Source organism: Pantoea sp. B270 (assembly GCF_018726825.1).
Taxonomy (GTDB): domain Bacteria; phylum Pseudomonadota; class Gammaproteobacteria; order Enterobacterales; family Enterobacteriaceae; genus Pantoea; species Pantoea dispersa.
In genome coordinates, this window is record NZ_JAHCSX010000001.1 from 2781160 (window position 1) to 2794836 (window position 13677).

The 13677-nt window shown below is 59.5% G+C and carries 12 protein-coding genes, 4 tRNA genes and 1 other RNA gene; all 17 read left to right on the forward strand.

The window, feature by feature from the left end:
• The first annotated feature begins 102 nt into the window (after positions 1-102).
• The 17 genes from wecA to KOL70_RS13350 all read left to right on the forward strand — a co-directional run bounded on the left by wecA (position 103) and on the right by KOL70_RS13350 (position 13650).
• On the forward strand, positions 103-1179 hold the full coding sequence (gene wecA, locus KOL70_RS13270) for a UDP-N-acetylglucosamine--undecaprenyl-phosphate N-acetylglucosaminephosphotransferase (protein ID WP_021506990.1): 1077 nt from the start codon (positions 103-105) through the stop codon (positions 1177-1179).
• A 37-nt stretch (positions 1180-1216) separates the two neighbouring features.
• Positions 1217-2266: an ECA polysaccharide chain length modulation protein gene (wzzE, locus tag KOL70_RS13275; protein WP_215480774.1), complete on the forward strand. Its 1050-nt coding sequence runs from the start codon at positions 1217-1219 to the stop codon at positions 2264-2266.
• Positions 2267-2276: 10 nt separating this feature from the next.
• Positions 2277-3401 (forward strand): non-hydrolyzing UDP-N-acetylglucosamine 2-epimerase, encoded by a 1125-nt coding sequence (gene wecB, locus KOL70_RS13280; protein WP_058758100.1) that lies wholly within the window; start codon positions 2277-2279, stop codon positions 3399-3401.
• A 2-nt stretch (positions 3402-3403) separates the two neighbouring features.
• Positions 3404-4663: a UDP-N-acetyl-D-mannosamine dehydrogenase gene (gene wecC / locus KOL70_RS13285; RefSeq protein ID WP_215480775.1), complete on the forward strand. Its 1260-nt coding sequence runs from the start codon at positions 3404-3406 to the stop codon at positions 4661-4663.
• Entirely contained in the window at positions 4660-5736 is a 1077-nt protein-coding gene (rffG, locus tag KOL70_RS13290; protein ID WP_021506986.1) for a dTDP-glucose 4,6-dehydratase, read from the forward strand. Before wecC ends, rffG begins: the two co-directional genes overlap by 4 nt.
• Positions 5737-5759: 23 nt before the next feature.
• Positions 5760-6641 carry a glucose-1-phosphate thymidylyltransferase RfbA gene (gene rfbA / locus KOL70_RS13295; protein ID WP_021506985.1) on the forward strand — a complete coding sequence of 294 codons (882 nt, stop codon included), beginning with the start codon at positions 5760-5762 and terminating at the stop codon, positions 6639-6641.
• Positions 6619-7314, forward strand: a complete 696-nt coding sequence (rffC, locus tag KOL70_RS13300) for a dTDP-4-amino-4,6-dideoxy-D-galactose acyltransferase (protein ID WP_058758102.1) — start codon at positions 6619-6621, stop codon at positions 7312-7314. Before rfbA ends, rffC begins: the two co-directional genes overlap by 23 nt.
• Complete coding sequence (gene rffA / locus KOL70_RS13305; RefSeq protein ID WP_021506983.1) at positions 7314-8444, forward strand: dTDP-4-amino-4,6-dideoxygalactose transaminase; 1131 nt, start codon at positions 7314-7316, stop codon at positions 8442-8444. The genes rffC and rffA overlap by 1 nt, the downstream gene beginning before the upstream one ends.
• A complete protein-coding gene (gene wzxE / locus KOL70_RS13310) occupies positions 8444-9697 on the forward strand; it encodes a lipid III flippase WzxE (protein WP_215480776.1) in 1254 nt (417 codons plus the stop codon). The genes rffA and wzxE overlap by 1 nt, the downstream gene beginning before the upstream one ends.
• Positions 9694-10764, forward strand: a complete 1071-nt coding sequence (locus KOL70_RS13315) for a TDP-N-acetylfucosamine:lipid II N-acetylfucosaminyltransferase (protein ID WP_215480777.1) — start codon at positions 9694-9696, stop codon at positions 10762-10764. The genes wzxE and KOL70_RS13315 overlap by 4 nt, the downstream gene beginning before the upstream one ends.
• Positions 10761-12104: an ECA oligosaccharide polymerase gene (wzyE, locus tag KOL70_RS13320; protein ID WP_215480778.1), complete on the forward strand. Its 1344-nt coding sequence runs from the start codon at positions 10761-10763 to the stop codon at positions 12102-12104. Before KOL70_RS13315 ends, wzyE begins: the two co-directional genes overlap by 4 nt.
• A 28-nt stretch (positions 12105-12132) precedes the next feature.
• Positions 12133-12867 carry a lipopolysaccharide N-acetylmannosaminouronosyltransferase gene (gene wecG / locus KOL70_RS13325; protein WP_021506979.1) on the forward strand — a complete coding sequence of 245 codons (735 nt, stop codon included), beginning with the start codon at positions 12133-12135 and terminating at the stop codon, positions 12865-12867.
• 159 nt (positions 12868-13026) lie between these two features.
• Positions 13027-13103, forward strand: a tRNA-Arg gene (locus KOL70_RS13330).
• Positions 13104-13193: 90 nt separating this feature from the next.
• Positions 13194-13269: transfer RNA gene (locus KOL70_RS13335), tRNA-His, on the forward strand.
• A 16-nt stretch (positions 13270-13285) separates the two neighbouring features.
• Positions 13286-13372 (forward strand) — tRNA-Leu (locus KOL70_RS13340).
• A gap of 36 nt (positions 13373-13408) precedes the next feature.
• Positions 13409-13485, forward strand: a tRNA-Pro gene (locus KOL70_RS13345).
• 35 nt (positions 13486-13520) lie between these two features.
• Positions 13521-13650: non-coding RNA, RtT sRNA (locus KOL70_RS13350), on the forward strand.
• Positions 13651-13677 lie beyond the last annotated feature (27 nt).

Sequence of the window (13677 nt, forward strand, 5' to 3'; positions counted from 1 at the left end):
CGCTGCGACAGAATTCAGACCAGGGATATACAGCAATGGCGGGAAAATTGCTTATTGTTGTCCATGATTTTAGCTGAGAGCGTTAACGTGAATTTACTCACTATGAGTACTGAGCTTGGTTTAGTTTTTCTTTTTTCTTTAGCGTTCCTGTTTTTTGCTCGTAAAGCGGCTAAAAAAATTGGGCTTGTGGACACGCCGAATTCCAGAAAACGACACCATGGCGCCATTCCGTTAGTCGGCGGTATCTCCGTGTATGCGGGGATTTGCTTCGCCTTTGCCATCTCAAATTATTATCTGCCGCACGCCGTACTGTACCTCTTCTGCGCCGGGGTACTGGTGCTGGTCGGCGCGCTCGATGACCGCTTTGATATCAGCGTCAAAATCCGTGCCGTGGTTCAGGCGGCGATTGCCATCGTGATGATGGTCGGGGCAAAACTCTATTTACTGAGTCTGGGTTTTATCATTGGTCCGGTCGAGCTGATCGTCGGGCCTTTCGGCTATGTGCTGACGCTGTTCGCGGTATGGGCAGCGATCAATGCTTTCAATATGGTGGACGGTATTGATGGTCTGCTGGGTGGCTTATCCTGCGTCACCTTCGCCGCGATGGGCATCATTCTCTACTTTGACGGACAGACCAGCCTGGCGATGTGGTGCTTCGCGATGATCGCCGCCACTATTCCCTACATTCTGCTTAATCTCGGCTTTTTAGGCCGCCGTTATAAAGTGTTTATGGGTGATGCCGGCAGTACCATGATCGGCTTCACCATCATCTGGATTCTGCTGGAAACGACGCAGGGCCTCAGCCATCCCATCACGCCAGTTACCGCCCTGTGGCTGATTGCTATTCCGCTGATGGACATGGTGGCGATCATGTATCGTCGCCTGCGCAAGGGCATGAGCCCGTTCTCGGCCGATCGTCAGCATATCCATCACCTGATCATGCGGGCCGGTTTTACCTCCCGCCAGGCCTTTTTATTGATTACCGTGGCCGCCGCGCTGCTGGCCGGAATTGGCGTGCTGGGCGAATATCTGGCATTTATTCCCGAGTGGGTCATGCTGGCGCTGTTCCTCGCTGCTTTCCTCCTTTACGGTTATTGCCTGAAACATGCATGGCGCGTCGCGCGCAAAATCCGTCGTATCAAACGTCGCTGGCAAAGCAGCGGCGAAGAGAAAAAATAATTACCCAGATAAGTACCCGGATAAGGACACTTTTGTTATGACCTCTGTCGTTGTGGAGAACGAACTGGATGTACGCGGCCTCGGCTGCACGCTGTGGCGCGGCAAAGGCTGGATTATTGGCCTGGCGCTGATGTTTGTGCTGCTGGCGTGGCTGGCTTCCATGTTAATGAAGCAATCCTGGAGCGCCACGGCGGTGACCGATCGGCCGACGGTGAATATGCTGGGCGCATTCTTTGTGCAGCAGCAGTTCCTCAATAATCTGGATGTGCGCAACGAGACCGTCAGCCTGAATACGCCAGCGCCGACGGTGATGGATGAGGTCTATCAGGAGTTCACCATGCAGCTGGCGTCGTGGGATACGCGTCGCGATTTCTGGCTGCAGACTGATTACTATAAGAGCCGAAAAAGCGGTAATGCACACAATGATGCCGCGCTGCTCGACGATCTGATCACCAACATTCAGTTCACCCCGGCCGATGCCACCCACAATACGCTGGATAACATTAAGCTGATCGCGGAGACCGCCGGCGACGCCAACAATCTGCTGCGGCAGTACATTGCCTATGCCAGCGAACGCGCCGCGCGCCATCTCAACGATGAGCTCAAAGGAGCGTGGCAGGCGCGCAGCGTGCAGCTGCAGGCGCAGGTCAGCCGTCAGCAGGAAGTGGCACAGGCGGTGTTTGATCGCCGTCGCCAGCGCATCGAGCAGGCGCTGAAAGTGGCCAGCCAGCAGGGCATTAAAGAGAACCGCGCGCCGGTCAGCGGTGAAGCGCTGCCGGACAGCGATCGCTTCCTGCTGGGGCAGCAGATGTTGCAGGCGCAGCTGGATACTCTGCAAGCCAGCGGACCTGCTTACGATTTAAGCTATGATCAAAACAGGGCGATGCTCAACACACTGCAGGCCGGACCGCGCCTGGATAAACCGTTCCAGACCTACCGTTACCTGCGCACGCCGGAAGAGCCGGTCAGCCGCGATAGCCCACGTCGTCTGTTTATGATGGTGATGTGGGGCGCGATCGGTGCGCTGGTGGGTGCCGGCGTAGCGCTGGTGCGTCGTCCGCGTGCAACATTCGCCAACCGTCACTAAGAGAATCCGCGTGAAAGTTCTGACTGTATTTGGCACGCGCCCTGAAGCGATCAAAATGGCTCCGCTGGTGCAGGCACTGGCGCAGGATGCTGCCTTCGAATCGCGCCTGTGCGTGACGGCACAGCATCGTGAAATGCTTGACCAGGTACTGCGCCTGTTCCGGCTGCAGCCCGACTATGACCTCAATATTATGCGGCCCGAGCAGGGGCTGACCGAGATCACCAGCCGCATTTTGCAGGGTATGAAGACCGTGCTGGCAGACTTCCAGCCGGATGTCGTGCTGGTGCACGGCGATACCACTACCACCTTTGCCGCCAGCCTGGCCGCGTTTTACCATCAGATTCCGGTGGGCCACGTTGAGGCGGGTCTGCGGACCGGTAACCTGATGTCACCGTGGCCGGAGGAGGCCAACCGTACCCTGACCGGCCATCTCGCCAGCTATCACTTCACGCCGACAGAAAATTCGCGGCAAAACCTGCTGCGCGAAAATCTGCCCGACGCGCGCATTTTCGTCACTGGCAATACGGTGATCGATGCGCTGCTGTGGGTACGCGATCGCGTGCTGGATGATGCCGATCTCAATGCCCGCCTGGCGGCGCGTTACCCGTTCCTTGAGGCCGGTAAAAAGCTGATTCTGGTTACCGGCCATCGGCGCGAAAGCTTTGGCGAAGGCTTTGAACGCATCTGCAGCGCGCTGGCGCAGCTGGCGCGTCAGCATCCGCAGCTGCAAATTGTCTATCCGGTGCACCTCAACCCTAACGTCAGCGAGCCGGTGAACCGTATTCTGAGCGGTATCAACAACATCATTCTGATTGAGCCGCAGGAGTACCTGCCGTTTGTCTGGCTGATGAATCGCGCCTGGCTGATTCTTACCGATTCCGGTGGCATCCAGGAAGAGGCACCGTCGCTGGGCAAACCGGTGCTGGTGATGCGTGAAACCACCGAGCGGCCGGAAGCGGTCGCGGCCGGTACGGTGAAGCTGGTCGGCACCGACGTGAATAAAATTGTTGCTGAAGTCAGCCTGCTATTGCAGGACGACGAGGCGTGGCAGGCGATGAGCCGCGCGCACAATCCGTATGGCGACGGCCATGCCTGCGCGCGCATCCTGCAGGCACTTAAACAACACAGAGTTTAACTATGCGTTTTTCAACCATTTCCGTTATCGGACTGGGCTACATTGGGCTGCCGACGGCAGCCGTTTTTGCTTCGCACGGGAAACAGGTCATCGGCGTGGATATCAATGCGCGCGCGGTGGAAACCATTAATCGCGGCGAAATTCATATCGTCGAGCCTGAACTGGGCGACGTAGTACGTGCAGCGGTGCACAACGGCAACCTGCGCGCCACCACCCAGCCTGAAGCTGCCGACGCCTTTCTGATTGCCGTGCCGACGCCGTTTGTCGGCGATCATCAGCCGGATCTCAGCTACGTGCAGGCGGCTGCGCTGTCGATTGCGCCGGTGCTGAAGGCCGGCGATCTGGTGATCCTCGAATCAACCTCGCCGGTGGGCGCTACTGAACAGATGGCGCAATGGCTGGCGGCGGCGCGCCCGGATCTGCGCTTCCCGCAGCATGGCGAGCAGCCTGATGTGTTTATCGCTTACTGCCCGGAGCGTGTGCTGCCGGGGAAAGTGATGGTCGAGCTGCTGGAAAATGACCGCGTGATTGGCGGCATGACGCCGGCCTGTTCGGCGCGCGCCAGCGAGCTGTATCGCATTTTCCTGCGCGGCGAGTGTGTGGAAACTAACGCGCGCACCGCAGAGATGTGCAAGCTGACGGAAAACAGTTTCCGCGATGTGAACATCGCCTTTGCCAACGAACTGTCGCTGATCTGCGCCGAACAGGGGATCAACGTGTGGGAACTGATTGCGCTGGCGAACCGCCATCCGCGCGTCAATATCCTGCAGCCGGGACCGGGCGTCGGCGGCCACTGCATTGCGGTCGACCCGTGGTTTATCGTGGCGCAAAACCCGCAGCAGGCACGGCTGATCCGGACCGCGCGTGAGGTTAACGATGCCAAGCCGGGCTGGGTGCTGGATCAGGTTAAACAGGCGCTGGCCGAGTGCCTGACGGCCAGCGGCAAGCGTGCCACGGACGTGACCATCGCCTGCTTCGGTCTGGCATTTAAACCTAATATCGATGACCTGCGTGAAAGCCCGGCGATGTCGGTGGCGCAGCGTATTGCGGGCTGGCACAGCGGCCGCACCTGGGTGGTCGAGCCGCATGTGGCGGATATTCCGCCGCAGCTCGCCGAACGCGCTACGCTGGTGTCGCTGGCTGATGCCCTGCAACACGCCGACATTCTGGTGATGCTGGTCGATCATGCGCAGTTCCGCGCCGTCACCCCTGAACAGGTGACGCAGTCGTGGATTGTGGATACCAAAGGAGTCTGGCGATGAAACAGTTTTTAGTCACCGGCGGCGCCGGTTTTATTGGCTCCGCGCTGGTGCGCTTCCTGATTGCCAATACCGACCACCGGGTGGTGGTGGTAGATAAGCTGAGCTATGCCGGTAATCTGGCGTCGCTGGCACCGGTTGAGCAGGATGCACGCTTTGCTTTTGAGCAGGTCGATATCTGCGACCGCGCCGCGCTGGATCGCGTGCTGGCGCAGTACCAGCCGGACTGCATCATGCATCTGGCGGCAGAGAGTCACGTGGACCGCTCGATTGACGGGCCAATCGCCTTTGTCGAAACCAATATTGTCGGCACCTACCAGCTGCTGGAGGCGACGCGCCATTACTGGAACGGCATGACGGATGAGCGCAAGAAGGGCTTCATCCTGCACCATATCTCCACCGACGAAGTGTTTGGCGATCTGCACGGCACGGAAGATTTCTTTACCGAAACCACGCCGTACGCCCCGAGCAGCCCTTACTCGGCGACCAAAGCCAGCAGCGACCATCTGGTGCGCGCGTGGCTGCGCACCTACGGACTGCCTGTGGTGGTCACCAACTGTTCCAACAACTATGGCCCTTACCATTTTCCGGAAAAACTGATCCCCCTCACCATTATCAATGCGCTGGCCGGTAAGCCGCTGCCGGTGTACGGCAACGGCAGCCAGATTCGTGACTGGCTGTATGTGGAAGATCACGCCCGCGCGCTGTACACCGTGGTCAGCAGCGGCAAAGTGGGCGAGACCTACAACATTGGCGGCCACAACGAGCGGCGCAATATTGAGGTGGTGGAGACGCTGTGTGATTTGCTGGATGAGCTGGCACCGCAACAGCGCGCTGCCGGGCTGAGCAGCTACCGGGAACTGATCACTTTTGTCCACGATCGTCCCGGCCACGACCTGCGCTATGCCATTGATGCCAGTAAAATCGCCCGTGAACTGGGCTGGACGCCGCAGGAAACATTCGACAGCGGCATCCGCAAAACCGTGCAGTGGTATCTGGCCAATCCGCAGTGGTGGCAGGCGATTCTCAACGGCAGTTATCGCGGCGAGCGTCTGGGCTTAGCCACCCCGCGTTAAGCGCGCATGCAGGAGGAGCAACGATGAAAGGTATCATCTTAGCCGGTGGCTCGGGCACGCGCCTGCACCCGATAACCCGGGCGATATCCAAGCAGCTGCTGCCGGTGTACGACAAACCGATGATCTACTATCCGCTGTCGGTGCTGATGCTGGCGGGGATTCGCGACATTCTTATTATTACCACGCCGGACGATCGCGCCCATTTTGAGCGGCTGCTGGGAGATGGCAGTGAATTTGGCCTGCAGCTGCAGTATGCCGAGCAGCCGAGTCCGGATGGCCTGGCGCAGGCCTTTATCATCGGTGAATCCTTCATTGGCGACGACAGCTGTTGTCTGGTGCTGGGCGACAATCTCTACTTCGGCCAGGGCTTCAGTCCGAAACTGAAAAAGGTGGCCGCGCGCAGCCACGGTGCCACGGTCTTTGCCTATCAGGTCATGGATCCGGAACGTTTTGGCGTGGTGGAATTTGATGACGACTTCAACGCGCTGTCGATTGAAGAGAAGCCGCAGCAGCCGAAATCGCGCTGGGCAGTCACCGGCCTCTACTTTTACGATAACCGCGTGGTGGAGTTTGCGAAGCAGGTGCAGCCCTCGGCGCGCGGCGAGCTGGAAATTACCGCCATCAACCAGATGTATCTGGAGCAGGGCGAACTGGCGGTGGAGCTGTTGGGGCGCGGCTTTGCCTGGCTGGACACCGGCACCCACGACAGCCTGATTGAGGCCAGCGTGTTCGTGCAAACGGTGGAGAAACGCCAGGGCTTTAAAATTGCCTGCCTCGAAGAGATTGCCTGGCGCAACGGCTGGCTGAGCGACGAGCAGCTGCTGGCAGCGGCACAGGCGTTGACCAAAACCGGCTACGGCCAGTATTTGCTGGATATTCTGCATGCCCGTCCGCGTCAGTATTGATCCCCTTGCATGGGAGAGCGACTTCTTCCGCTGCGCCACGGCGCGGCTGACGCTGGACGGCGATGTGCCGCTGGCCGAGGCGCTGCAGCAGCCTTACACGCTGTGGCAGGTTAAGGTGCCGGCGCAGGACAGCGCGGCGATAGATGCGCTGAGCCAGCACGGTTTTCAGCTGGTGGAAGGCGAAGCGGATCTGGCGATCAATATCAAACGCACCGAACGGCAGACCGGCGTGCGTATCGCGCGTGAAGCGCAGATCCCGCAGCTGCGCGCGGCAGCGGCCCAGGCGTTTAGCCAGAGCCGTTTTCGTGCTCCCTGGTTTGACGCTGAAGATAGCGGCCGCTTCTACGCACAGTGGATTGAGAACGCGGTGCGCGGCACTTTTGATCACCAGTGTCTGATCGCCTGCGACGAGCAGGGCGCGCTGCAGGGTTTCGTCTCCATGCGCGAAGTCGCCGGTGACGCGCGTATCGGTCTGCTGGCGGTGCTGCCGGCGGCGCAGGGCAACGGCGTCGGGCAGCGTTTGCTGCTGGCGGCAGCCGACTGGGGCCGGGTGCGCCAGCTCGAACGTCTGCGGGTCGCAACCCAACTCAGCAATCTTACGGCGATGCGCCTCTATTTACGCAGCGGTGCCCGGCTGGAAAGCACCGCCTACTGGTTTTACAGGAAAGCCTGATGATCCCATTTAACGCGCCCCCGGTTGTGGGCACCGAAGTTGACTATATGCAGTCGGCGATGGCCAGCGGCAAGCTGTGCGGCGACGGCGGCTTTACCCGGCGCTGTCAGCAGTGGATGGAGCAGCACTTTGGCAGCAAAAAAGTGCTGCTGACGCCCTCGTGCACCGCTTCGCTGGAGATGGCCGCACTGCTGATCGATATTCAGCCCGGCGATGAAGTGATCATGCCGAGCTACACCTTTGTCTCCACCGCCAACGCCTTCGTGCTGCGCGGTGCCACCATTGTGTTCGTCGACGTGCGTCCGGATACGCTGAATATCGACGAAACGCAGATTGAAGCAGCAATCACGCCGAAAACGCGCGCCATCGTGCCGGTACATTACGCGGGCGTGGCGTGCGAGATGGATACCATCATGGCGCTGGCGGCGAAACACCAGCTGTATGTGATTGAAGATGCGGCGCAGGGCGTGATGTCGCAGTACAAAGGGCGCGCGCTGGGCACCATCGGCCATATTGGCTGCTTTAGCTTCCATGAGACGAAAAACTACACCGCTGGCGGTGAAGGCGGCGCCACGCTGATCAACGAGGCGAAACTGATCGAGCGTGCGGAGATCATCCGCGAAAAAGGCACCAACCGCAGCCAGTTCTTCCGTGGACAGGTGGATAAATATACCTGGCGCGATATTGGTTCCAGCTACCTGATGGCGGATTTGCAGGCGGCTTATCTGTGGGCACAGCTGGAAGCGGCGGAACGCATCAATCAGCAGCGTCTGCGCCTGTGGCAGAACTATTACGACGCGCTGCAGCCGCTGGCGGCCAGCGGGCGCATTGCGTTACCGGCGGTGCCGGCCAGCTGCCGTCACAACGCCCACATGTTCTATCTCAAATTGCGCGACAGTGAGGATCGCCAGGCACTGATTAACTGGATGAAGGAAGCGGAGATCCTCACCGTGTTCCACTATATCCCGCTGCACTCCTCACCGGCCGGCACGCGTTTTGGCCGCTTCCACGGCACGGATGCGTTCACTACGCGCGAGAGCGAGCGCCTGCTGCGGCTGCCGCTGTTCTACAACCTGTCGGACAACAACCAGCGTACGGTAATCAGTTCGCTGCTGAGCTTCTTTGCCTGATGTCGTTAGCCAGAGCCTCAGTGTGGACCGCCTCGTCCACGCTGGTAAAAATTGTCGCTGGTCTGCTGGTGGTGAAACTGCTGGCGGTGAGCTTCGGCCCCGAGGGCGTCGGCCAGGCGGGTAACTTTCGCCAGCTGATTACCGGGCTCGGTGTGCTGGCCGGCGCAGGTATCTTCAACGGCGTAACCACCTATGTCGCGCAGTTCCGCCAGCAGCCAGCGCAGCTGCGTGCCGTGACCGGCACTGCGTCAGCAATGGTGCTGGGGTTTTCCACGCTGCTGGCGCTGCTGTTTCTGCTGGCGGCGGAGCCCATCAGCCGGGCGCTGTTTGGTCACGCCGCCTGGCAAAACGTGGTGCGTATCGTCGCCTTTTTGCAGCTGGGCATTGCCTGGGCCAACCTGACACTGGCGCTGCTGAAAGGTTTTCGCGATGCGCGCGGTAACGCGCTGGCGCTGATTGCCGGCAGCCTGATCGGCGTGGTGGGTTATGTGCTGTGCTGGTGGCTGGGTGGCTATGCCGGTGCGCTGGTCGGGCTGGCGCTGGTGCCGGCGCTGCTGGTCGGGCCGGCGCTGTGGATGCTGCGACGCCACCGCGAGGAACTGCCGCTGCGCTGGCTGATGCCGCAGTGGCAGCCGGCGCTGGCGCGTAATCTGGCCAAATTTACCCTGATGGCGCTGATGACGGCCGTGACCCTGCCGGTAGCCTGGGTGATGATGCGTAATCTGCTGGCGCAACAGCAGGGCTGGGCGCAGGTCGGGCTGTGGCAGGGCGTCACCAGCATCTCCGATGCGTATCTGCAATTTATCACCGCCACGTTCAGCGTCTGGCTGCTGCCAACGCTGGCGCGGCTGGAGCATAAAGCCGACATCGCGCGCGAAATTGGCCGTGCGCTGCGCTTTGTGTTGCCGGCGGTGGCGGCGGCCAGCTTTTGCGTCTGGCTGCTGCGCGATGTCGCCATCTGGCTGCTGTTTTCCCCGCAGTTCAGCGCCATGCGCGATCTTTTTGTCTGGCAGTTGTGCGGTGACGTCTTTAAAGTAGGCGCCTATGTTTTCGGATACCTGGTGATCGCCAAAGCCTCACTGCGCTTTTATATTCTCACGGAAATCAGCCAGTTTGTGCTGCTGACCGCCTTTGCGCACTGGCTGATCCCACTGCACGGAACGGCGGGCGCGGCGCAGGCTTACATGGCGACCTACGTGCTCTACTTTGCCCTTTGCTGTGGCGCTTTCTTGATTTATTGCCGGAAAAAATGACGCTATTTCACGTGCTGGGCTCCGATATCCCGCATCACAATCACACGCTGCTGCGCTTTTTTAACGACGTCATGAGCGTCGAAGCGCCAGCCGACGCGCCGCGTCAGTTTATGGTGGTATCGGCCGCGCCGGATACCCTGCTGGCCTATCCTCAGTTGCAGATCGACGTGTATCCCAGCAAGCGCGCGCTGGCGCAGGCGGTGATCGCACGCGCCGCCGATCGCCGTCAGCGCTTCTTCTTTCACGGCCAGTTCAATCCGCGCCTGTGGCTGGCGCTGCTCAGCGGCAAGCTGCGGCGACAGCAGGCGTTCTGGCACGTCTGGGGCGCCGATCTCTATGAAGAGGGCGCCGGGCTGAAGTACCGCCTGTTTTATCTGCTGCGGCGTATCGCCCAGGGGCGCATGGCGCAGGTGTTTGCCACGCGCGGCGATCTGCACTTTTTCCAGCAGCGCCATCTGCGCGTACCCACTTCGCTGCTCTATTTTCCAACGCGCATGCCGGAGGCCGCGATACCCGCCCCTGCCGCCAGCGACAGCTTTACCATTCTGCTCGGCAACTCGGGCGATCGCAGCAACCGGCACATTGAAGGATTGCAGGCGATTCGCCGCCAGTTTGGTGAGCAGGTTAACGTGGTGATCCCGCTCGGTTATCCGGCCAGCAACTATGAGTACATCGATGAGATTGATGCTGCCGCGCAGCGCCTGTTTCCGCGCGGCCAGGTGACGCTGCTGCGCGACAAAATCGACTTCACTGCCTATCTGCAATTGCTGAGTCGCTGTCAGCTCGGTTATTTTATGTTCGAGCGTCAGCAGGGCATTGGTACGCTGTGCCTGCTGATTCAGGCCGGCATTCCGTTTGTGGTCAACCGTAAGAATCCGTTCTGGCGTGACCTGAGCGAGCAGGGGCTGCCGGTGTTATTTAGCGCTGATGCGCTGGATCGCACGCGCGTGGCGGAGGCGCAGCGTCAGCTGGCGCAGTGCGATCGTTCCGCTATCGCCTTTTTTGCCCCGGGCTATCTGGCGGGATGGCGCCACGCGCTGGCGGAGAGTGAAAGGGAGTCAACATGAGCCTGCTGCAGTTTAGTGGTCTGCTGGTGGTGTATCTGTTTTCGCTGGGCTTCATTCTGACGCTGACCTGGCGCGAATTTAAACGGGTGCGTTTTAATTTCCACCTGTTCTTTACCCTGCTGTTTTTACTGACCTTTTACTTTGGCTTTCCGCTGACCAGCGTGCTGGTGTTCCGCTTTAACGTCAGCGTGGTGCCGGCAGACTATCTGCTGCAGGCGCTGCTGGCCGCCACCAGTTTCTACGCCATCTATTACGTCAGCTACAAAGTGCGGCTGCGGCCTGCGCAGGCGGTGCCGCGCAAACCCTGGCTGACGATGAACCGGGTGGAAACCCATCTGACCTGCCTGCTGCTGGCGCTGGTGGCGGTGGGAACCGTCACGGTGTTCTTTATGCATAACGGCCTGCTGCTGTTCCGGCTGTCGGCCTATAACCAGATCTTCTCCAGCGAAGTGTCCGGCGTGGCGCTCAAGCGTTTCTTCTACTTCTTCATTCCGGCGATGCTGATCCGCTATTTCCTTAATCCTACCCAGCGCCAGTGGCTGCTGTTTTTGCTGATCACGGTGGCGTTTGGTCTGCTGACCTATGCGCTGGTGGGCGGGACGCGCGCCAATATCATCATCGCCTTTGCGCTGTTCCTATTCATCGGCATTACGCGCGGCTGGATTACGCTGTGGATGCTGGTGGGGGCTGGCGTGATGGCGATTGGCGGCATGTTCTGGCTGGCGCTGCGTCGTTACAATCTCGACGTGGTGGGTGATGAAGCGTTTTACACGTTTCTCTATCTGACGCGCGACACCTTTTCGCCGTGGGAAAACCTTGCGCTGCTGCTGCAGAATTACGACAAAATCGATTTTCAGGGGCTGGCACCGATCTGGCGTGATTTCTACGTGTTTATCCCGGGCTGGCTGTGGCCGGATCGGCCCTCAATTGTGCTCAACAGCGCCAACTATTTCACCTGGGAAGTGCTGAATAACCACTCCGGGCTGGCGATTTCGCCCACGTTGCTCGGTTCGCTGCTGATCATGGGCGGCGCAGGCTTTATTCCCCTTGGGGCGATAGCGGTCGGGCTGTTGATGAAAGGGTTTGATTCTCTCTACCAGCAGGGGCGCGAAGCCGGCAACCGCTACAGCGGTGCCATTTTGCAAAGCTTCTGCTTTGGCGCGGTGTTCAATATGATCGTGCTGGCGCGCGAAGGGCTGGATGCATTCGGCTCGCGCGTGGTGTTCTTTTGCCTGATTTTCGCCGCCTGCGTTGGGCTGGCGAAGTTACTTTTCTGGCTGTTAGCGCGTGCCGGGCTGATTCGCCCGCGCGCGGAGCCAGTTTTATCGCGCTCTGCTTAACCTCCGGGCCTGACGGGAAATACCGACCATGGAAACCGATCATCCGCGTTATACCCTGCGCGGCATCGATTTACACGCTTTCGCCGATATGGCGAGCTTTCTTCACTTTCTGCTGCCGGACGGCAAGCCGCGCAGCGGCACGCTGGTGGCGATCAACGCCGAAAAGATGCTGACGCTGGAAGAGGATGCCCAGCTACGCGCGCTGATCGCCGCCGCGGAGATCAAATACCCGGACGGCATCAGCATTGTGCGTTCGCTGCGAAAAAAATACCCGCAACTGACGGTGAACCGCATCGCCGGCGCCGATCTGTGGGAAGCGCTGATGGAACAGGCGGGCCGCAGCGGTATTCCGGTGTTTTTAATCGGCGGGCGTGAGCAGGTGCTGCAGGAAACCTGCGATAAATTACGCCGTCAGTGGAACGTCAACATCGTGGGCAGCCAGAACGGCTACTTCGCCCCTGCCGAACGCGAGGCGCTATTTGCGCGCATCGCCGCCAGCGGGGCACAGATTGTGACCGTGGCGCAGGGATCGCCGCGCCAGGAGCTGCTGATGCGCGACTGCCGCGAACACTGGCCGCACGCGCTATATATGGGGGTCGGCGGCACCTATGATGTCTTTACCGGCCACGTCACGCGTGCGCCACGCATCTGGCAGCAATTAGGGCTGGAGTGGCTGTATCGCCTGATACGTCAGCCATCACGCTGGCGTCGTCAGTTAAAACTGCTGAAATATTTACGCTATCACTGGCGCGGCGATCTGTAACGCGGCAGGAATAGTGCTGTAATTCCGGCAGGTTAAGCAGGCAAATTGCGTTATTTATCGACGGAATGCACAAAGCGTAAGCAAACGCGATTTTTTTATGAAAAAGCACTGGACAGCCTGGAGTCAAATACGTAGTATGCCCATCCGCAACGGCGCTACGCGCCCGTAGCTCAGCTGGATAGAGCGCTGCCCTCCGGAGGCAGAGGTCTCAGGTTCGAATCCTGTCGGGCGCGCCATTTAGTTTGTGCGCAAGAGCTTCGGTGGTTGGTTTAACCGCGTTATGCAGTGCATTAAGTAAGCGGTTACGCTTACGCACCAGAATTATGGTGGCTATAGCTCAGTTGGTAGAGCCCTGGATTGTGATTCCAGTTGTCGTGGGTTCGAGTCCCATTAGCCACCCCAGATTTTGCTGGGACATGCGAAGGTGGCGGAATTGGTAGACGCGCTAGCTTCAGGTGTTAGTGTTCTTACGGACGTGAGGGTTCAAGTCCCTCTCTTCGCACCAGGCAAAACAAGTAAGCAGTAACAGGCAGTACAAAATCGGCGAGTAGCGCAGCTTGGTAGCGCAACTGGTTTGGGACCAGTGGGTCGGAGGTTCGAATCCTCTCTCGCCGACCATATTCGAAAAGCCCGCTTTGCAAAAAGCGGGCTTTTTTCGTTCGTAGCAAAAGAGGATGAGAACCTCCGAAGGAGGTTTGAGCCGAGCGCAGCGAGACAACGTTGCGTCAGCAACGGCCCGCAGGGCGCTTCTCGCAGAGAAGCGTAATCCTCTCTCGCCGACCATATTCGAAAAGCCCGCTTTGTAAAAAG